Raw genomic sequence first — 18,155 nt, 5'->3', positions numbered from 1 at the left:
TCATTCTCCCGAACCCGCGTGGCCGGCATGGCCTGCGTGTTCGTGTTCGTTGGCATCCAGGTTTTCACCCGATTCCTTGGAATCATGCGCATCACTGGGGGCGTGGCCCTCGTGCGCTTCATGGGTGGCGGCGTCGGCAGCGGCGGCACCGGCATGCGAGTGCTTCATGCCGTAATGCTTGTTGTCGCCCATGTGCTTGGCGATGACCCAGTCGAACAGGCCTTCTTCGGTCTTGCCGAAGTAGGTGACCGGATACCACTCGGCGTTGCGTGCTTCGCCCAGGGCCTTGAACGAGGCCTTGTCCAGGGTCTGCTCGCCGGCGCGGACCTGGTCCAGCCACTGGCGGTATTCGGCATCGGTGACCGAGTAGGCGGTGAAGTGCATCTTGGCGAAGCCCGCGCCGCTGTAGTGCGAAGACATGCCCGGGAATTCACCGGTCTCGTTGGCGATCAGGTGGAGCTTGGTCTCCATCGCAGCCATCGAGTAGATCATGCTGCCCAGGTGCGGGATGAAGAACGCATTCATCACCGAATCGGACGTGATCTTGAAGTTCAGCGGCGTGTTGACCGGGAACTTGATTTCGTTGACGACCGCCACCTTCTCTTCCGGATAGATGAACAGCCACTTCCAGTCCAGCGAGATCGCCTCGATGGTGACCGGCTTGACGTCCGAATCCAGCGGACGGTACGGATCCAGTGCGTGCGACGAGCGCCAGGTCAGGACCGCCAGGACCAGCACGATCATGCACGGGATCGACCACACCACCACCTCGATCGCCGTCGAGTGGGACCACTTCGGCTCGTAGCGGGCCTTGGTGTTGGAGGCGCGATACTTCCACGCGAACGTCAGGGTCATGATGATGACCGGGATGACGACCAGCAGCATGAGCACGGTGGCCGTGATCAGCAGGGTCTTCTCATCCTGGCCGATCTGGCCCTTCGGACTGAGGATGGCCACGGCATCGCAGCCGGTGAGCATCACCAGCAACGACAGCAGCAGGCCCGGGCGCAACCAGCGCCCAAGGGTTTTCAACGGAATCATCGGTCGATCCAATTGCGAGGGAATGCCGTTCCCCGTCCCTGCCTGTTCCGGCCAAAGCCGGTCCCACCGGTCCGGAAGACAGGCAGGCAGGTGGGGTCGAGTCAGCCTTTCAATTTTAGGCCGTCACCCATCATTTAAGAAAGGCATTGACATTGATCGAGCGCAGGAAAGGCCCGATTCTGGCTGCGACACGTTGTCGCACCGCGCACGCACGATGGCATCGGCCGGTGATCCGCCGCGCTCGGCAAAGTCGCCTGAACAGATTCAGGTGCGCGGACAGACAGGAACATGGGATGCTCCAGGCAGGAGGGACGCCATGGACAAGATCGACTTCAAGAAGCGCGACCGGGCGCTGTACCAGCCCCCGGCAGGCCGGTTCGTCCAAGTGGAGGTGCCACCGTTGCCCTACCTGATGATCGACGGCCGCGGCGACCCGAATACCGCCCCGGCTTACCTGCAGTCGGTGCAGTGGCTGTATGCAGTGAGCTATGCACTGAAGTTCGCGCTGAAGGCCGAGGGCCGGGACTACGTAGTGCCGCCGCTGGAAGCGCTTTGGACTGCCGACGACCCGGCGAGCTTTGTGGCACGCCGCAAGGACGAGTGGTCGTGGACGGTGATGATCCGTACGCCGGATGGGATCAGCCCAGGGCAACTGGAGACCGCCATCGCCAAGGCGACGAAGAAGCTGGGCGAGACACCGGCTGGCCTTCGTCATAGGGTGCTTGAGGAAGGCCTCTGCCTGCAGACCCTGCATGTGGGCGCCTACGATGACGAAGGCCCGATCCTGGCTCATCTGCACGACGAGCTGATGCCTTCGCTGGGCTACACCTTCGCCGGCCCCCACCATGAGATCTACCTGAGTGATCCGCGAAAGACCGACGCGGCGAGATTGAAGACCGTGCTGCGGCAACCGGTGCGGGCGGTTGGGCCTGACGAGGGTTCTCGCGCATGACCCGAGGAACGTCATGCGCATGATCGAACGACTGCTGCGCTGGACCACCCTGCCCGCCGGGCGCCGGCTGATGGCCGTGCTTGGGGCTACGCTGGTGATCGTGCTGGCCTGCAATCCGGATCTGCTGCCGTTGTTGCCGCTGGTGGATGCGTCGGGACTGGACGTACTGATGCTGTTGCTGGGTGCGCAGGTGGTCGCGGTGCTGCCATGGGTACGCGAGCGGGCCAGCCGCGGGACCAGAGTGCTCGCACGCCTGCTGATCGGCGCATTGGCGGGAGCAGCGGGTGGTTATCTCCAGCAGCTGGCGTGGTGGCTGGCGAAGGATGCGGGGATGGCGCGGCGTTGATGGCGTCGCGCCGCCAATCGGCCAAACAAAAAGCCCCGGCCAAAGGCCGGGGCTTTTCATTGCAACTGGTGCCGGAAACAGGAGTCGAACCTGCGACCTACGCATTACGAACCCGACCGATAAGTCACGCGAGCAAACAAAGCGGCTAGCAACAGACAGGATAAGCACTACTCGCGCAGAGCGGACCGGCAAGGACCGTCGCCAATGGCACACTGTGCGGGATCTGAGTTCCAACTGCCAAGAAGCAGTTCCTGAAACTGACCAGAAGCGACCCGAACGGCCGTAAGCGCCATCTAAGCCTCTACCAGCTTGATATTTGTTCAGAGCATCCCTAGAAATTTCCGGAAAGGTACACTGCCTCATCAATCATTTTTCTCAGGTGCACCAGCGTAGGCAGAAAACCTGAGAGTTCCATGTCGCTAAGCGGTGCTGCGCCAGCATTGACCATCGCAGCAATATCGGCCTTCGATAGCATCAACGATTTGGTGGGAGCCTTGGGATCGAATACTCGCTCAGGTAGCACAAGAGCAGTCTTCTTAGGGCACTACCCCCTCAACACTCCGCGCGAGTGAATACCCCCGGCATCAAACTCATCCGAGAAGTGCACGCGCCTACGCTCTGACGTGACCCTGGAGGAATCACTTCTCTTGTAGAGTGATCCGATACAGTAATTCCCAGTTACGAACTTTGGCCTAGAAAGGCAGCAGCAAAGACCATTCCTCCGAGTCGAACGTGCGAACCCTCGTTCAGTGAAATTTCCTTGAGGAAGCTCGGGTTGTCGTAGTCAAATATCCCAATGGTCAGCTCTTCGACGTCAACCTTGTTGATCCGATCGCCGGACGGCTTCATGCGGCATTGATCGCCGACAGAACGACTTCAATCCCAACATCTGCACATATTCTCAACGCTTGCTCCCGAGCCTCCGCCGGGGAGAGCCGCCCAGCCATCCTCATCGCTTCAGTTGAAAACCCCGCATCGAACGAGATCTTGTTCACCACATCTTCTTGAACGCGGCGATGGAGCTCGATAGCGGGTCCGAGCTTCGTCATGCTCTCGGGGCGCAGCGCACTTGAAGCTTCATGTCCGTCCAGCGATTCGTAATAGTAGAAATTCGAGTACTTCTCAATGAAAGTCTGGGCATCAACGGAGCCCAACGCAAACGCTCTTACAAGCTTCGTCATCTCAATGATCGCAGCTTCAGTTTCCATGATTTACGTCACTCCAACTCATTGTTTTATCGGAAGCCATGGGGTTCCGTCGGCATTGCTTACACCGGGAACGTGACCATGCGGTTGCTGGGCGCGGGGATCAGGATGAGTTGATGGCTTGTGCCCGCCATCTATTCGAACCCCAGTGGGTTGACCGTCAGGCCCTTTTGCCTGAACAAATCGGCCATCGGGTGATCCTTCAATTTTGCCACCCGGCGGTGTCGGAATCGCATTCCCCTTGGAATCGACATAGATCGTGCCAGTTGCCTTCTTCTCTCCCGCGCTCGATTCGCTTTTCGGAGACTGCTTATCTCTGGCAATTGACCCGTCACTTTGCAGTGCAGGCAGTCTCGGTGATTCCTCAGACTTCTGAAGCAGGCCTTTTACTGCCCCGTCCAGCTTGTTGCCGATATTCGTTCGCTGCTCGGCTGTCGTGGTTGCATAGTAGGTCACGCCAACAACGATCGGAACAACCACCAGCGGCGCAGCGAGTAAGGCATTCCGCCCATCCGGATCCGTGAACTTGTAGGGATTCCCGTTCGCATACCGATACCGATTGAACTGCCCAACCGGCTGCTCATACGCTGTCACCGGATCCACCGACAGGAACACTCCCAACTGCGGATCCATGTACCGCTGCTGCATGTAACTCAGCCCGGTAGCCGAGTCGCTCACATGCCCGGTGTACCCCGGTCCGTCCGTGACCTGGCCGCCCACCACAGCACCGTAAGGCTCGTAGTCATAGCGCTTGATCACGTTGCCGTTGGCATCGCTCTCGGCTACGACCGAGCCCAAGGCGTCCGTGTGAATGTAGGTGACCGTCTCCTGGGCGATTGCGGCTGGCGACAAGCCAAAGCCGATCAGCAGCACGCAGCACAGCCAAGAGCCCAATGCCCCCAGCTTCCGAAATCGTCCCTCAAATGCCCTCAAGCGGGTCGACACGCCGCCTGCGGTTCCCCCGAATCTGCGCATCCTTCCAATCCCTGAAAGAGCCTTGAAGCAAGGCTGGGTATTCATAGCACAGGAATTGCCGGCTGCGGTTGCCAGGTCGGGAACTGTGCGAGGAGCTAAGCGCCTGGGAAGCCGGAGAGGCGAGTAGACCGCGAGACTCGGAAATCCTGGGCTGCCAGCCATGGGCTGGCACTACTGCTTGCCGGCCAGCGGCCGGCACTACCGGAGCACAAAAAGCCCCGGCCAAAGGCCGGGGCTTTTTCATTGCAACTGGTGCCGGAAACAGGAGTCGAACCTGCGACCTACGCATTACGAATGCGCCGCTCTACCAACTGAGCTATTCCGGCGGAGCCCGCGATTTTACGGGCTGGGCGCCCCGGCGGTCAATCCACCCGGCTAAGCCCGCTACACCCGGTTCGCACACACCCGCCCCTCGGCAAAGTCCCTCAGGTTCCCCAGCGTGATCGCCGAGATCTCCTGCAGCGCCTCCACGGTGAAGAAGCCCTGGTGGCCGGTCACCAGCACGTTGGGGAAGGTCATCAGGCGCTGGAAGGCCTCGTCGTCGATGATCTCGCCGGAAAGGTCCTGGAAGAACAGCGCGCTTTCCTGCTCGTAGACGTCGATGGCCAGGTGGCCGAGCCGCCGCGACTTCAGCGCGCGGATCACCGCATGGGTATCGACCAGTGCCCCACGCGAGGTGTTGACCAGCATCGCGCCTGGCTTCATCCGCGCCAGCGACGCGTCGTTGATCAGGTGCTGGGTCTCAGGCGTCAGCGGGCAATGCAGCGACACGATGTCGGCGCGCGCCAGCAGTTCGTCCACCCCCACCATGTCGCCCACCGCGGCAAAGGCCGGCGACGGATACGGGTCGTGTCCCAGCACGATGCAGCCCATGCCCTTGAAGATGCGCGCAGTGGCCAGGCCGATCTTGCCGGTACCGACGATGCCCACGGTGCGGCCATGCAGGGTGCGCCCGAGCAGGCCATCGAGCATGAAGTTGCCTTCGCGCACCCGGTTGTAGGCGCGATGGGTCTGCCGGTTGAGGGTCATCACCAGCGCCAGCGCATGCTCGGCCACGGCTTCAGGCGAATAGGCCGGTACGCGTGCGACGAACAGATCCAGCGCTTTTGCAACCGCCAGATCCACGTTGTTGAAACCTGCGCATCGCAGCAGCACGGCCCGCACCCCCACCGCATGCAGGGCGTGCAGTACCGGCGCATCCAGGCGGTCGTTGACGAACACGCATACGGCTGCGCAATCCTGCGCCAGCGCCGCCGTGTGCACGTCCAGCGCCACATCGAAGTACACGAACGCAAAGCCGTCCCCAGCCGCATCGCGCTGGTTCGCCTCATCAAGGAAACGGCGGTCGTAGGGACGGGCACTGAAGACGGCGATCTGCATGGATGGGCCTGGGTGGAATGCCATACCGACCATACCGCAGCAGCGCCCGCGTTGGGATGGCACCGGCGATGCCGTCATCGCCGGTGCCGGGTGCCACTTAGAACCTGTAGCCCAGGCCCAGCATCACGCCGTTCTGGATCTGCCCGTCGCGGCGCTCGCCCACGTAATCGGCCATGATCGACAGCCGCTCGCTGGCACGGCGGGTCACACCCAGGTTCCAGGCCAGCACCTGCTCGCCCACCGCCTGGCTGCTGGCGCCGAACACCAGATCCGGAGCTGCGGCGAAGCCGGTGCTGTAGCGGGCCTGCGAATCGCCCAGCTCCTTCTGCCAGACCACCCGGGCGCGCGGGGTGATGCGCTCACCGTTGTTGCCTTCGAAGGTCTTGAACAGCTGCAGGCCCGCACCCACGCGGATGCTCTCCAGGCTGCCACTGCGGCCAACCAGCGCACCGGCGCCCTGCCCTTCGTTGAAGCGGGTGGCCGAAGTGCGCGCGTAGTCCACCACCGGCAGCAACGGCTGGATCACCAGGCCCTTGCCGGTGGTGAACGAGAACGCATGTTCAACACGTGCGGAGATCGCATCGTTGCTGTACTTCGCGCGCAGGGGCTGCTGCAGGCCATCGATACCGCCGATACTGCGACGGGTGTCATGCCGCAGATCGGTGTAGCGCACGGCCGCCGACAGATAGCCGCGCGCGTACGTCGCATCGAGGTAGCCGCCCACGTCCAGCGCGCGCACATCTCCGGTGAAACCAGAGCCATCGCTGGCCTTGGCGTTGTCCAGCGTGGAGACATCCAGATCAGCCAGCCGCAGCTTGGACAGCAACAGGTCCTGGATGTCCGGGTCACTGAGGTAACCCTGCACCGAGAGCGCACCGATGCCCTGCGGGCCGCGGCTGGATGCGGTGTAGATGCTCTGTGCGACATTGATGTAGGTGGATCGCCAGTCGGTATTCCAGCGCGCGAAATCATCATCGACGAACGCCTGCAGCTGGCGTCCGGTGCGCAGGTAGCCGGGATTGATGTCACCGGTCACGTTGGCGGTGACGTTCAGGGTGTCGCCCGGATCGCGGTACCCGTATGCGGTGATGATCCTGTTGCTGTAGATGTCCTGGCCGGGGAACGACTCCAGCTTGCTGCCACTGCCATCGGGGTCGAAGGTGACCGAGGGACCGGTGCCGCGTGCCGGAACGCGCAACACCAGCAGGCCGTTCGGCTTCACCACTTCATACATGGCCTTGTGCAGCAGCCCGGCATCCATGCCACCACCGTAGTTGCCGCTATAGATCTGGGTCATGCGCGGCGACGGCGTGTAGATCACCTTGCCGCCGCTGCTGGCTGCGTGGATCTGCACCGAGTCGATGAGCGGCAGATCGCCGGCCAGATAGCGCTCGACGTCGCCGGACTGCATGATCGAGCAGGATGAGATGCAATTGCCGGACACGATGGTGTTCAGCCCGGAGGTGCGGATGATGCCCTGCAGCCACTCCCCGGCGATCAACGCGCCACCATTGGACGTACGCAGCACCACCTCACGGACCGGCCGGCCTTCGGCCTGTGCCTTGGCCAGCAATGCCGGCAGGGACACCGCGTCGGCGTAGGTCACATCTCCACTCAGGAAGATGCGATCGCCCTGCACGTGATTAATTCGTTGCCATGACGTCATCCACCACGGCTATGGCGGCAACGCCCATCAGCCCGGCCAGGGCCAGGCTCAACGTCGAGTACTTCATGTGTTCTCTCTCCACCCGCAACACGCGGATGGAGCGATCAACGCCGCAGCGGGATGATCTCCCCCAGTGGAACGGATCCTGGAAAATGAATACATTCACAATGGGAATTCGATCGATGCACACTCTTCCCCATCCGCTCATCGTCGCGTAAAACTCGACGACGCATTCGCCACCCACCGTCGAGGCCAGCCCTGTCCACCCCGTCTCCCCTGCTCCATCGCGCGCCAGAGCTACCCGCACCTGCGGATGCCTTCATCGCGTTCGTGCGCGAAGAGCGCGCACCGCTGTGCGCGTTCCTGCGCACGCGGGGGGTTGGGCCTGAGGATGCGGAGGATATCGCGCAGGACTGCATGGAGCGGCTGATCCGCTACCGCGCACAGGGCCCGGACGAACTGCGCCTGCTGCTGTATCGTATCGCCCGCAACCGCCTGGCAGACCGCGGCCGCTCACCGCTGTCGCGGCCGCATCTGCCGCTGGCCGAACACGATGGCAGCGACGAACCGTCCAGTTCCTCGCCCGATCCATTGCGCCAGGCCGAGTCAGGGCAGATGCTGTCCCTGCTGCGGCAGGCCCTGTTCAAGCTGCCCGAACGCGCACGCGAGGTCTATCTGCTCAACCGCATCACCGGCATGAGCTACACGCAGATCGCGCGGCATTGTGGAATTACTGCCAAGACCGTGGAAAAACATATCGCCCGCGCCCTGCAGGGCCTGCGTCAGGAGTTGGGATCGGATCCGCTGCACAACGACAGGGACGGCCAATGAGTGGCACCCCGCACAGGGATGATGCACAGCTGTTTGAACGCGCCAGCGCCTGGGTAGCCCGCCTGGAAGCCCCGGACTGCACGTCGGCCGAACGCGAAGCGTTCGAGGACTGGCTGGCCGAAGATCCGGCCCACGTCAAAGCCTGGGTGCAGGCCGAAACCCTGTTCCAGCAGGGCGCTGGGCTTGCGGCTGACCCTTGGCTGCGGACCGCTGCGGCACGCGCGGCGCGTCCGCCGCGCCGGCGCTGGTTGCCGGGCGTGGCCGCTGCTGCCGGTGTCTGCATGGCGATCGGCATCGGCTGGATGGCTGCCGTCGACGGCAACCCGACGCCACAGGTCTACGCCAATGATTCGCACCAGCCACAGCAGCAGACACTGGCCGATGGCAGCGTCGCCATGCTGGATGCCGGCACCATTCTCCGCGCCCGCTTCGGCTGGCGCCATCGTGAGCTGGTGCTGGAGCAGGGCCGGCTGCAACTGCAGGTCGCACCGTCGAACAAGGCGCTGCAACTGCGCGCCGGCGACAGTACGATCCGCGACATCGGCACGACCTTCCAGGTGGAACGCCTGCGCGACGGCCTGGTCGAGGTCGCGCTGCTGGAAGGTGCCGTCGAAGTCAGCAGCGGCGCAGCGCAGCACACGCTGGCGCCCGGCCAGCAGCTGCAGGTTCTGCCTTCCGGCCGTATCCAGCCAGGCCCTGCCCTCTCCTCCACTGCCGCCGCTGAAGGCTGGCTGCAGGGGCAACTGGTGTTCGATGCCACCCCCCTGTCGATCGTGGTCGAACGCATGAACCGTTACGGCCGCACGCCGCTGGTGATCGCCGATCCTGAGATCGCCAGCCTGGCCGTGAGCGGTACCTTCCGTGCCGGCGATGCGCAGGAACTGCTGTCGGCGCTGGAACTGGGGTGGTCCGTGGCTGGCCAGACGCGTCCGGATGGCGCGCTGGAACTGCGCCGCACATACTGAGGAGACCGGCAGTGAAGGCAGGTCCGGGTGCGCTGCAGTGGGGGCTGCTCCGGGCCCTGCTATGCCTTGCCCTGGGCGTTGCCGCAGTACCGATGGCCGATGCCGGCACGCCCGCAGGCACGCTGGCGATCGACGTGGGCGCCGGCCCACTGGTACCGGCACTGCAGCAATGGGCCCGGCAGAGTGGCACCGCCCTGCTGTTCGACGCACGTGAACTGGAGGGTCTGCGCACCGATGGCACCCGTGGCCAGCGCGATACCGGGGCTTCGCTGAAGCAACTGGTTGCCGGCCTGCCGGTGAACATCCTGCGCACGTCCTCGGGTGCTTTTGTCGTGCGGCGGGTCCATGCCGAGCCTGCCAAGCCGCCGGCAGCGTTCACCGCCCCGCGTCTGCCGCGCCTGCCTCCCAGGTCCGCCGACACGCCGCACGAGGTGGAACTGGCTCCCATCCACGTCACCGGCAGCCGGCTGCCGCGCTCTTCGGTGCAGACCACGCTGCCGGTCACCACCATTGATCGTGACGATATCCTGCGCAGTGGCTACGGCAACCTGTTCGACCTGCTGCGGCACCTGCCCGGCATGAACGGCCATCCTGCCATGAGCACCTCGCGCGGCGGCGATTCGCAGTACCTGCCGGTGGGTGCAGCGGCCACCACCAGCCTCGATGGCATGGGACCGCGGGCGACGTTGTTCCTGGTCAATGGCCGGCGCCTGCCGCGCTATCCGATGGTGTCGCTGGAACAGGGTGGGCTGACCGACCTCGGCGGCATTCCGCTGAGCTTCGTCGACCGCATCGAACTGGTACGCGGCGGTGCCTCGGCCATCTATGGCGCCGATGCCATGTCCGGCGTGGTCAACATCATCCTGCGCGACCAGGCCGATGGGCCCGAAGCCATGCTGCAGACCGGACTCAGCAGCCGTGGCGACGCGGGCCAGTACCGCCTGCAGGCCGCCACGGGCGGCGCACGTGGCAACGGAGACCGCTGGTTTGCCGGTCTCGATCTGCACCGTGTCGAGCATGTCGCCGGTGACCAACGTGACTGGCATGCGGAAACCTCGCTGTATCCGATCGGCGCGATCCTCGGCAACTGGTACGTGCCCGCGCGGCGCTGCGAGCCGCCCCTGGAGCGGCGCGAGGACGGCTGCTGGTTCGACAGCGCCCGGCCGCGTTCGCTGCAACCGGCCTCGGATACCGCGTCGGCCTACCTGCGCTACCGGCACGAACGGGGTGAGGGACGCTATGCCTATGCCGAGGTGCGGGCCAGTCACAACCGCCAGCGCTTCGACCTGGGCCCGACCGCCGTTGCGGTGGTGTCGCGGGGCATCACCTTCAACAGTGTGCTGCGTGAGGCCGGCAACGTGCGTCCCAAGGTCCGCGCCACCGATACGGACGTCACCTTCGGCATCGGACGTGACCAGGGCCGGCGCAGCTGGGAAGCCGGCATCAGTGCGCAGCGCAGCGAAGTCACCTTGTCCACGGCAGGCACGGTGCGCACGGCGCTGCTGCTTGAAGCAACGCAGGCACGCAGGTTCATTCCCGGCTTCGACGCACCGCCGGCAGCCGATATGGACGCGCTGTTCCCATCCATCCGCAACCGCGGCAGCACTGCACAGTGGCAGGGCTGGTGGGGCGTGCAGCGTGAGCTGATGGCGATGGCTGGGGGCAATGCGCAACTGGCGACCGGCATCGACCTGCGCCATGAGCGCTGGACCTCGCATCCGGATGCGCTGCTGAGCCAGGGCGACCTTGCATTGGGTTTGCCGCAGCAGCAACGCCGCCTGTCGCGGCAAAGCAGCGGTGTCTATACCGAGCTGGGCCTGCCACTGGCACCCACGCTGCGCGCGGACCTGGCCGCACGCTGGGACCGCGACGACGGCTTCATGGCGTTCTCGCCACGTGCCGGACTGCGCTGGACCCCGACGCCTCACTGGTCGTTCCTGCTGGCCAGCGGACGCGGCTACCGTGCGCCGAGCCTGTTCGAGCAACGGCGCCCCCCGGGCTACTTCGGGTCGATCACGCTTCCGGTGTCCAGTGCCCTTCCTGAATGTGCAATGGCCACGGCCAGTGGCGGCTGCAGCGTCACGGCCAACGTGGTTGAGAACGATGCACTGAAGGCCGAGCGATCGCGCAGCCATTCGCTGGCCGCCACATGGACACCCAACGACACGTTTTCGCTGTCGCTGACCCACAACATCGTGGAACTGCGCAACGAGATCCTCGCCCTGCAGCCAAGCGATGCGGTGTGGAATCGCAGTACCTGGGAGCTGGATGACGACGGCTACCTGAGCAGCCTGCGCCTGTCGTTCGACAACATCGGCCGCACCACCTCCCGCAACTGGGTCCTGCGTGGCGAATACCGCATCGACAGCGGCAGCAACGGCCAATGGTTGTTCTCACTCGATGCGCTGAAGCAGCAGGAACTGCGTCGGCGCCGTGACCACGGGGCCGCCGTGGACCTGCGCGGCCATGTGACACCCGAACTGGCTGCGGTGTTGAACGCGCAATGGCAGAACAGCAACTGGGACGTCGCCCTGCGCGGCAACCAGGTCGGTCGCACCCGTGCCTGGCTGCCGGGGGCCGAATGCCCGCAGGATCAGGCCGAACAGAACCACTGCATGAATCCGCGCCAGTTGCGCTGGAACCTGCACCTGGCACGCCGCCTCGGCCCGCGCGTCGTCGCGGCGCTGGACGTGCACAACGTGCTCGACACGCAACCGGTGAACTACCTGGTCGGCAATGGCGGGCAGATGCCGGGGCTGGATGATCCGCTCGGCCGCTACTACCTGCTTACCCTGCAGTTCCGCTGAGCGTAGTAACCTACGCGGCCTGTTCCACCGGTCTGCCACCTCCCCCCATGAAGGCCTATCTCTGGTTCTGGGGCGCGTTCCTGCTGTTCTTCGCGTTGCCCTTCCCCTGCATTCTCTATTTCGGCACCTCGTGGCCGGTGGCGCTGGCTGATCGCAGTGCACCGTGGCTGGCACTGTTGCTGCTGGCACTGTCGCTCGCTGCATGGCTCGCTCTGCTGTTCGCGTTCCTGCATTTCCTGCTGCTCGGCCCACCACGCGCCCTGCATCGCGTTCGCTCGATCCTCGCCGATGGCGAACCACGCGATGCGCTGATCGAAAACGCTGAACAGACCGGCGTGCAGGTGCGTGGCTTCGCGCAATGGAAACTGCAGCTGTCCTTCAAGAACCTGTCCGGCACGCCGATCCGCGAACTGCTGCTGGTAGTCGACAGCAAGCCGCAACTGCAGCGCTTCGGCGTCGGCAGGCACGTCGATGCACGCCTGAGCCGGGTGCCGGGCGCGTTCCCGAACGTGGTACTGGACGGCGCCCAGCCCGAACTGAATGTCGCCAGCCTGTGGCGGCGTGGCATCGGTGCAGCACTCGGCATCGGAACCGTTGCCGCTGCCTATGTGTTGGCCTACCGGCTGCAGAGCGAGGGCCTGGGCTGGACCTTCCTGACCTTCGGCCACCCTCTGCTGGTGTGCCCGCTGGTGTTGTGCGGCTACGCCCTGGTCCTGCGCCTGCTCGGCCGCCTGCTGCACGCCGATGCCCGCGGAGACGCGCTGAAGTACCGCGGCATCGGTGTGGAGGCCCGGGTATTGAAGGTGCGCCAGACCGGCACCTACCTCAACGAACAGCCGCAGGTGGAGTTCCAGCTGGAATACACCGACCGCGAAGGTGGCATACAGCAGGTGAGCGTGCGCCGCTTCATCCCGTTGATCGAGCTGGCCAACGTTCCACGCGAGCAGGTCACGCTGCTGTACGACCCGGATGACCGCAGCAATGTGCGCCTGGAGGCTGTATGAAGCGGCCGCCTTCCACACCCGTGGTATTTTCCGCCGTGCTGCTGGTGCTGGCCGGCGCCGCCGTTGCCGGTGGTGCGCTGCAGACGATAGGCGAAACACTGGGGCATTCGGTGCAGGCTGACCGCGCGACCGCGCCGATCACCATGCCGCCATCGCGCGAGAGGCCCGCTTCGCTCGCCCCGATTCCCGAACCGCGATCAATGCCGGTTCCCGAACGCAGCAACCGGTTGTTCGATGCGGACTACCTGCTGGCCGCCCGCCAGGCACTGGAACAGATGCCTGCACTGTCCGGGCACCGGTTGACGGTGTTCCACAGCATCCACTTCTACGACGATGGCCGCATCAACCTGGACCTGGTCGACCCGCAGCAGCCGACCCACGTCGACAGCTACCACTTCGAGCGTGGCCAATGGCGCAAGGGCAATCCAGTGAACCCGCAGCAGTTCGCGCCGACCATCAGCCTGCAGCGCAGCAGCACATCCCTGGCCAGCATCGATTTCGAGGCCGTGCCGCGCGTGGCGCAGGCATTGCAGGAACAACGCAATGCCCTGCAGAACCCCGCATCCGAAGTCGGCCACGTGTATGTGATCGTGCGCAAGGGCGGCAAGCTGGTGTGGCTGCCGGACGAAGTGGCCGGTGACCGCGAATCCGTACGCCTGCAGTTCGACGCACAGGGCAACGCCCGCGGCGTAAGCCGTCAGTAGGCAACGCGACCCATCCAGCTCTGGCAGCCGTTACTCCAGCAGGTAGAGCAAGGCCATTTGTTCGCTGACGAGAAGACTTGAACCAGCCGGCAGCCAATGCGGATACCCTCGATGGATCACAACTCCCAGTACTTGGAACCTTGGGTTTCATGCAGCCGGGATAGGAAGCCTGCAAGCGAGTCCGATGCTTCAGGCCAATCTTTTCGCTCGTCCAAAGGCAGGCAGACCAGCACCGTACCAAAGGCGTTCATCACCAGTAGATCTGAGTCGCCGTAGAAGCGGCCAAATACGACATCGCCGCTCCGGAAATCCAACGGACGCGAACCAGCGAGGAAGGTCGTCTGAACGTGTGCATCCTCGACGCTGAGCATCTCCATGCCCCATTGACCGAATTGCTCGTCCTTGAACAATTCCGCCGAAGCGTACACCTTCCAGAATGCGAGCAACTGCGCTGGGCAGCCCTGTAATCGCCGGTCTTCTGATATTGCAGCACCACGTTCTACGAAGAAGGATCGAAGCAGGAAAGGACACGCCCCATGCTGATGCATGGCGACCCGAGGCTTTGACCACTCCGCCCGGATGGCATCGATAACTGCAAACAGCGCGTTGATTCCCCTAGCCATCAGAAAATCATAACGAGGCCAGGCTAGCGATGACCAGGCAAAACTGAACGGGCTATGGCGTACTGCGCGCCATAGTACGTGGACAACACCAGCACGCTGGCCAGCGGCAGGCCGCCGGTGAAGCGGTCCCAGGCCAGCAGGGAATCGCTGGCGACGAACAGCAACGCACCTGCCGCGGCCCAGCGGGCGCTTCGGGCTTCCACGGCAGCGGGCTGCGGGCTGCGCCACTGCCGTGCCAGGGCCAGCGCTGCCATCGATGCCAGCACCACCACGTATGCCAGCACCGGCACACGCATCGGCACCGGCAGGTGCGGCCACAGGCCAAGCACATTGAGTACGGCAAAGGCCGCCAGCAGGACGCTGGCGGCGAGCAGGCCGCGTCCGGCACGCAGGCCATCGCGAAAGGCCACGATGTAGCAGAGGTGCGCCAGCAGGAACGCCACCAGCCCCGGTACGAACGCGTCCATCGGCAGCATCAGCGCGATGTCACCCACGCACGACAGCAGCATGCCGGCCAGCACCGCGCGCCGGTAGGTCGGCTGCGCAGGATCACGCACCCGCCAGGCGATGGCCGCGATCAGCAGCGTGGTCGCCGGCTTCGCCAGCCAATGCAGCCAGCGCCCGTCACCGTCCAGGAACGCACCGATGATGGCGAGGATCGCCATCAGCAGGATCACGCCATCGCCGGCGCGCGGCTTCATCGTGGCTTCCACAGCTCCGCAAGGCGGTCAGGCTTTCCGGCAATGCGCTCCAGCACCGGGTACTGCAGGCCACCGTGGTAGTCGATGTTCATCGTGTCGATCCGATCGAACTGCTTCACCAGCAGCACGATCGGCGCCTTGTCCTTCGCCGCCGCAGCCACCGCGTCCTTCAAGCGCTGGCTGCTGTACTCGCGGCCGCCAACGGCAATCACCTTCATGCCAGGCGCCAGGCCAGCGTTGAAGGCCGGGCTGTCCCAGATCACGTCGCCGACCGTACCGTTGTCGAGCACCGTCGCACCCAGCGAGTACGCCAGCAATGCGGCCTTGGCGCGCTTCTCCTGCGCCTTGTAGGCATCGTTCGGCGTATCGCGGTAGACCAGCTTCCAGCCCGCCAGCTCCAGGCCACCGGTCAACGCGCCGTGGCCGTCCAGGCGCCCGCGCAGGAACGTCGCCCAGTCGTACGGCGCGATGTCGTTCAAGGTCGCGACCACGTCGTCGAAGGTGTACGGGTTGACGTCCCAGTCGCCATTGCCGACGCCGAAGAAGGCGCGCGCGAAGTCATCCAGGCTGCGGCGGTTGCCACTCAGTTCGCGCAGCTTGCCTTCCACTTCCAGCCACAGCATCTGGCCGCCGGAGTAATAGTCTTCGCTCATCTGGTAGTTGCGGTACGGCAACGTGCGGCGCTGGGCGATGGTCGGGTCGTTGGTGGTGTCCTGCAGCGGACGCCAGGCCAGGCCCGGGCGGCCACGGTCATAGGTCGCGGCCACATTGGCCAGCATGTCGCGCGCCTGCGCAGCCGACCACAACCCCGAGCGTGCCGCCAGCACCTGCCCCCAGAACTGGGTCTGCCCTTCGTACACCCACAGCAGGCTGTCGCCCATCGGCGTGTTGAAGTTGGCGGTGGCAAGATCCGCGCCGCGACGGTACTTGCCGTTCCAGGAATGGGTGTACTCATGCGGCAGCAGATCGCGCATCCAGGCGTTGCTGTCCCACTCGGTGAAGTAACCCGGGTCGGCGCTGTTCTCGCTGGAACGGTGGTGCTCCAGGCCGATGCCACCAAGACGGTCGGTCAAGGCCAGCAGGAATTCATAGCGGTTGTAGTGACGCGCACCGAAGAGCTTGTCGGCCTGCTGCACCAGCGCGCGGTGCAGGGTGATCTGTGCCTCGCTCGGCTTCAGCGACTTGGCTTCGTCGGCAAACACATTGAGGTGCACCGGCACCTTCGCGCCCGGATCGAGATCGATGCGCTGGTAGTGCTCGCCGGCAAACAACGGCGAATCGACCAGATGGTCATACGAGATCGGCTTGAACACCACGGTATCGCCGTCGCGGCGCGCGGTTTCCAGCGCCGTGGCAAACGACCAGCCCTTGGGCAGGGTCACGCTGGCCTGCGCCTGCAGGTTGCGCGCATCTACGCCGGCCGGATACAGCGAATTGGCGTTCCACTGCAGGTTGAGCATTTCCGGGGTCATCACCACCCGCCCTTGGCTGCCGCCCTGCGAGGACAGGAAATCGAAGTGGGCGACGATCTCGCTGACGCCCTCGGGCACGTCCACCTTGAACGCATAGACGTTGTACTGGTCGCGCTGCCAGGCCAGCGGCTTGCCGTTGGCGGTGATACGCAGACCGGCCAGCTTGTCGATCGGGCCGGTGGGCGAATGGTTGCCGGGAATCCACTGCGGGTACAGCAGGGTGACCGGACCGGGCTTGACCGGCACGGTGGCGGTCACCTTGAAGATGCGACGGGCAAGGTCACGTGCATCCACATCGATGCGCAGCAGGCCTGGGGCTGCGGCATCACCCGATGGCGAGGCCTGCGCCAGCGCGGGCGTGGCGGCCAGCGCGAACAGCAACGACATCGCCAGGGCACGGGTCTTCATCGGCAACTTCCAGCATCGGAGAATCCTCCGATGCTAGGCCTGTGCGATGGCGGGCCCCATGGCCAAAGGTCATGGATGTGCTTATCCACGCGTGGCGTGGATGAGGCCTTTCCCGATCAGTCGACCAGGCGCAGGCGCAGTTCCTTCGGCAGCGCGAACACCATCGATTCCGGCTCGCCGTCCAGCTCGGACACGCCACTGGCACCCAGCTCGGCCAGGCGTGCCAGCACGCCGTCGACCAGCACCTGCGGCGCCGAGGCGCCAGCGGTCACGCCGATGTGCTGCTTGCCCGCCACCCACGCCGGGTCGATCTCGTGCGCGCCATCGATCAGGTACGACTCCACGCCTTCACGGCGGGCCAGCTCGCTCAGGCGGTTGGAGTTGGAGCTGTTCGGCGAACCGACCACCAGCACCAGGTCGCAGCGCTTGGCCAGATCGCGTACGGCGTCCTGGCGGTTCTGCGTGGCGTAGCAGATGTCGTCGTTCTTCGGGCCCTGCATCGCCGGGAAGCGCTCGCGCAGCGCATCGATGATGCCGCGCGTGTCATCCACCGACAGCGTGGTCTGGGTGGTGTAGGCGAAGTTGTCCGGCTGGTTGATCTGCAGCGTCGCAACCTGCTCGACATCCTCGACCAGGTAGATCTGCCCGGTACCGGCTTCGCGGTTCCACTGGCCCATGGTGCCCTCCACTTCCGGGTGACCGGCGTGGCCGATCAGCACCACGTCACGGCCAGCGCGGCAGTGGCGGGCAACTTCGAAGTGGACCTTGGTCACCAGCGGGCAGGTGGCGTCGAACACCTTCAGGCCACGACGCTCGGCTTCCTGGCGCACCGCCTGGGACACGCCATGGGCACTGAAGATCACCGTATTGTTGTCCGGCACTTCATCGAGCTCCTCGACGAAGATCGCGCCGCGCTGCTTCAGATCGTCGACCACGAAGCGGTTGTGCACCACTTCATGGCGGACATAGATGGGCGCGCCCAGCGTTTCGATCGCGCGCTTGACGATCTCGATCGCACGATCGACACCGGCACAGAAACCACGCGGGTTGGCGAGCAGCACATCCATCAGTTCAA

At 64.6% G+C, this 18,155-nt stretch carries 15 protein-coding genes, 1 tRNA gene and 1 pseudogene; 7 read left to right on the top strand and 10 right to left on the bottom strand.

Annotation, left to right across the window (positions count from 1 at the left end; all coding sequences use genetic code 11):
- Window positions 1-1,041: a ubiquinol oxidase subunit II gene (gene cyoA, locus AC5P8J_RS08845; protein WP_014646391.1), complete on the bottom strand. Its 1,041-nt coding sequence runs from the start codon at window positions 1,039-1,041 to the stop codon at window positions 1-3.
- Between the two features lie 316 nt (window positions 1,042-1,357).
- On the opposite strand from cyoA, the gene AC5P8J_RS08840 reads away from it, so the two are divergent.
- Both AC5P8J_RS08840 and AC5P8J_RS08835 read left to right on the top strand, forming a co-directional pair.
- Window positions 1,358-1,993, top strand: a complete 636-nt coding sequence (locus AC5P8J_RS08840) for a GyrI-like domain-containing protein (protein ID WP_134730337.1) — start codon at window positions 1,358-1,360, stop codon at window positions 1,991-1,993.
- A gap of 13 nt (window positions 1,994-2,006) precedes the next feature.
- Window positions 2,007-2,339: a hypothetical protein gene (locus AC5P8J_RS08835; protein ID WP_019659277.1), complete on the top strand. Its 333-nt coding sequence runs from the start codon at window positions 2,007-2,009 to the stop codon at window positions 2,337-2,339.
- A gap of 845 nt (window positions 2,340-3,184) precedes the next feature.
- On the opposite strand, the gene AC5P8J_RS08830 is transcribed toward AC5P8J_RS08835, so the two are convergent.
- The 5 genes and pseudogenes from AC5P8J_RS08830 to AC5P8J_RS08810 form a co-directional block, all read right to left on the bottom strand.
- Complete coding sequence (locus AC5P8J_RS08830; RefSeq protein ID WP_227853920.1) at window positions 3,185-3,547, bottom strand: hypothetical protein; 363 nt, start codon at window positions 3,545-3,547, stop codon at window positions 3,185-3,187.
- An 18-nt stretch (window positions 3,548-3,565) separates the two neighbouring features.
- On the bottom strand, window positions 3,566-4,417 hold the full coding sequence (locus AC5P8J_RS08825) for an RHS repeat-associated core domain-containing protein (protein ID WP_276577080.1): 852 nt from the start codon (window positions 4,415-4,417) through the stop codon (window positions 3,566-3,568).
- Window positions 4,418-4,769: 352 nt separating this feature from the next.
- Window positions 4,770-4,845, bottom strand: a tRNA-Thr gene (locus AC5P8J_RS08820).
- A gap of 58 nt (window positions 4,846-4,903) precedes the next feature.
- The gene (locus AC5P8J_RS08815; protein ID WP_021202459.1) at window positions 4,904-5,899 is read right to left on the bottom strand and encodes a 2-hydroxyacid dehydrogenase; all 996 of its coding nucleotides are present in this window, start codon (window positions 5,897-5,899) and stop codon (window positions 4,904-4,906) included.
- Window positions 5,900-5,996: 97 nt separating this feature from the next.
- Window positions 5,997-7,632, bottom strand: a pseudogene (locus AC5P8J_RS08810) (autotransporter domain-containing protein).
- A gap of 254 nt (window positions 7,633-7,886) precedes the next feature.
- On the opposite strand from AC5P8J_RS08810, the gene AC5P8J_RS08805 reads away from it, so the two are divergent.
- The 5 genes from AC5P8J_RS08805 to AC5P8J_RS08785 are packed head-to-tail and all read left to right on the top strand — an operon-like array spanning window position 7,887 to window position 13,876.
- Complete coding sequence (locus AC5P8J_RS08805; RefSeq protein ID WP_111099011.1) at window positions 7,887-8,396, top strand: RNA polymerase sigma factor; 510 nt, start codon at window positions 7,887-7,889, stop codon at window positions 8,394-8,396.
- The gene (locus AC5P8J_RS08800; protein ID WP_478405719.1) at window positions 8,393-9,361 is read left to right on the top strand and encodes a FecR family protein; all 969 of its coding nucleotides are present in this window, start codon (window positions 8,393-8,395) and stop codon (window positions 9,359-9,361) included. Before AC5P8J_RS08805 ends, AC5P8J_RS08800 begins: the two co-directional genes overlap by 4 nt.
- A gap of 11 nt (window positions 9,362-9,372) precedes the next feature.
- Window positions 9,373-12,168 carry a TonB-dependent receptor plug domain-containing protein gene (locus tag AC5P8J_RS08795; protein ID WP_021202457.1) on the top strand — a complete coding sequence of 932 codons (2,796 nt, stop codon included), beginning with the start codon at window positions 9,373-9,375 and terminating at the stop codon, window positions 12,166-12,168.
- A 47-nt stretch (window positions 12,169-12,215) separates the two neighbouring features.
- The gene (locus tag AC5P8J_RS08790; RefSeq protein ID WP_021202456.1) at window positions 12,216-13,172 is read left to right on the top strand and encodes a hypothetical protein; all 957 of its coding nucleotides are present in this window, start codon (window positions 12,216-12,218) and stop codon (window positions 13,170-13,172) included.
- On the top strand, window positions 13,169-13,876 hold the full coding sequence (locus tag AC5P8J_RS08785; RefSeq protein WP_021202455.1) for a hypothetical protein: 708 nt from the start codon (window positions 13,169-13,171) through the stop codon (window positions 13,874-13,876). The genes AC5P8J_RS08790 and AC5P8J_RS08785 overlap by 4 nt, the downstream gene beginning before the upstream one ends.
- A gap of 116 nt (window positions 13,877-13,992) precedes the next feature.
- On the opposite strand, the gene AC5P8J_RS08780 is transcribed toward AC5P8J_RS08785, so the two are convergent.
- From AC5P8J_RS08780 to ispH, 4 genes are all read right to left on the bottom strand, one after another.
- Window positions 13,993-14,499: a hypothetical protein gene (locus AC5P8J_RS08780; protein WP_019337508.1), complete on the bottom strand. Its 507-nt coding sequence runs from the start codon at window positions 14,497-14,499 to the stop codon at window positions 13,993-13,995.
- 23 nt (window positions 14,500-14,522) lie between these two features.
- The gene (locus tag AC5P8J_RS08775) at window positions 14,523-15,200 is read right to left on the bottom strand and encodes a lysoplasmalogenase (RefSeq protein ID WP_021202454.1); all 678 of its coding nucleotides are present in this window, start codon (window positions 15,198-15,200) and stop codon (window positions 14,523-14,525) included.
- Entirely contained in the window at window positions 15,197-17,080 is a 1,884-nt protein-coding gene (locus AC5P8J_RS08770; protein ID WP_495216760.1) for a M61 family metallopeptidase, read from the bottom strand. Before AC5P8J_RS08770 ends, AC5P8J_RS08775 begins: the two co-directional genes overlap by 4 nt.
- A 116-nt stretch (window positions 17,081-17,196) precedes the next feature.
- Complete coding sequence (ispH, locus tag AC5P8J_RS08765; RefSeq protein ID WP_019659291.1) at window positions 17,197-18,147, bottom strand: 4-hydroxy-3-methylbut-2-enyl diphosphate reductase; 951 nt, start codon at window positions 18,145-18,147, stop codon at window positions 17,197-17,199.
- Window positions 18,148-18,155: the final 8 nt, after the last annotated feature.

The organism is Stenotrophomonas sp. YJH_SMC_37, assembly GCF_059370035.1.
This window is presented reverse-complemented; position numbering and strand designations above follow the sequence as displayed.

Bases quoted from the DNA above. Each gene is read 5' to 3' on its own strand.
- cyoA (WP_014646391.1), bottom strand. From the start codon at position 1,041: ATGATTCCGTTGAAAACCCTTGGGCGCTGGTTGCGCCCGGGCCTGCTG.
- AC5P8J_RS08840 (WP_134730337.1), top strand. From the start codon at position 1,358: ATGGACAAGATCGACTTCAAGAAGCGCGACCGGGCGCTGTACCAGCCC.
- AC5P8J_RS08790 (WP_021202456.1), top strand. From the start codon at position 12,216: ATGAAGGCCTATCTCTGGTTCTGGGGCGCGTTCCTGCTGTTCTTCGCG.
- AC5P8J_RS08830 (WP_227853920.1), bottom strand. From the start codon at position 3,547: ATGGAAACTGAAGCTGCGATCATTGAGATGACGAAGCTTGTAAGAGCG.
- AC5P8J_RS08800 (WP_478405719.1), top strand. From the start codon at position 8,393: ATGAGTGGCACCCCGCACAGGGATGATGCACAGCTGTTTGAACGCGCC.
- AC5P8J_RS08815 (WP_021202459.1), bottom strand. From the start codon at position 5,899: ATGCAGATCGCCGTCTTCAGTGCCCGTCCCTACGACCGCCGTTTCCTT.
- AC5P8J_RS08770 (WP_495216760.1), bottom strand. From the start codon at position 17,080: ATGAAGACCCGTGCCCTGGCGATGTCGTTGCTGTTCGCGCTGGCCGCC.
- AC5P8J_RS08785 (WP_021202455.1), top strand. From the start codon at position 13,169: ATGAAGCGGCCGCCTTCCACACCCGTGGTATTTTCCGCCGTGCTGCTG.
- ispH (WP_019659291.1), bottom strand. From the start codon at position 18,147: ATGGATGTGCTGCTCGCCAACCCGCGTGGTTTCTGTGCCGGTGTCGAT.
- AC5P8J_RS08780 (WP_019337508.1), bottom strand. From the start codon at position 14,499: ATGGCTAGGGGAATCAACGCGCTGTTTGCAGTTATCGATGCCATCCGG.
- AC5P8J_RS08835 (WP_019659277.1), top strand. From the start codon at position 2,007: ATGCGCATGATCGAACGACTGCTGCGCTGGACCACCCTGCCCGCCGGG.
- AC5P8J_RS08775 (WP_021202454.1), bottom strand. From the start codon at position 15,200: ATGAAGCCGCGCGCCGGCGATGGCGTGATCCTGCTGATGGCGATCCTC.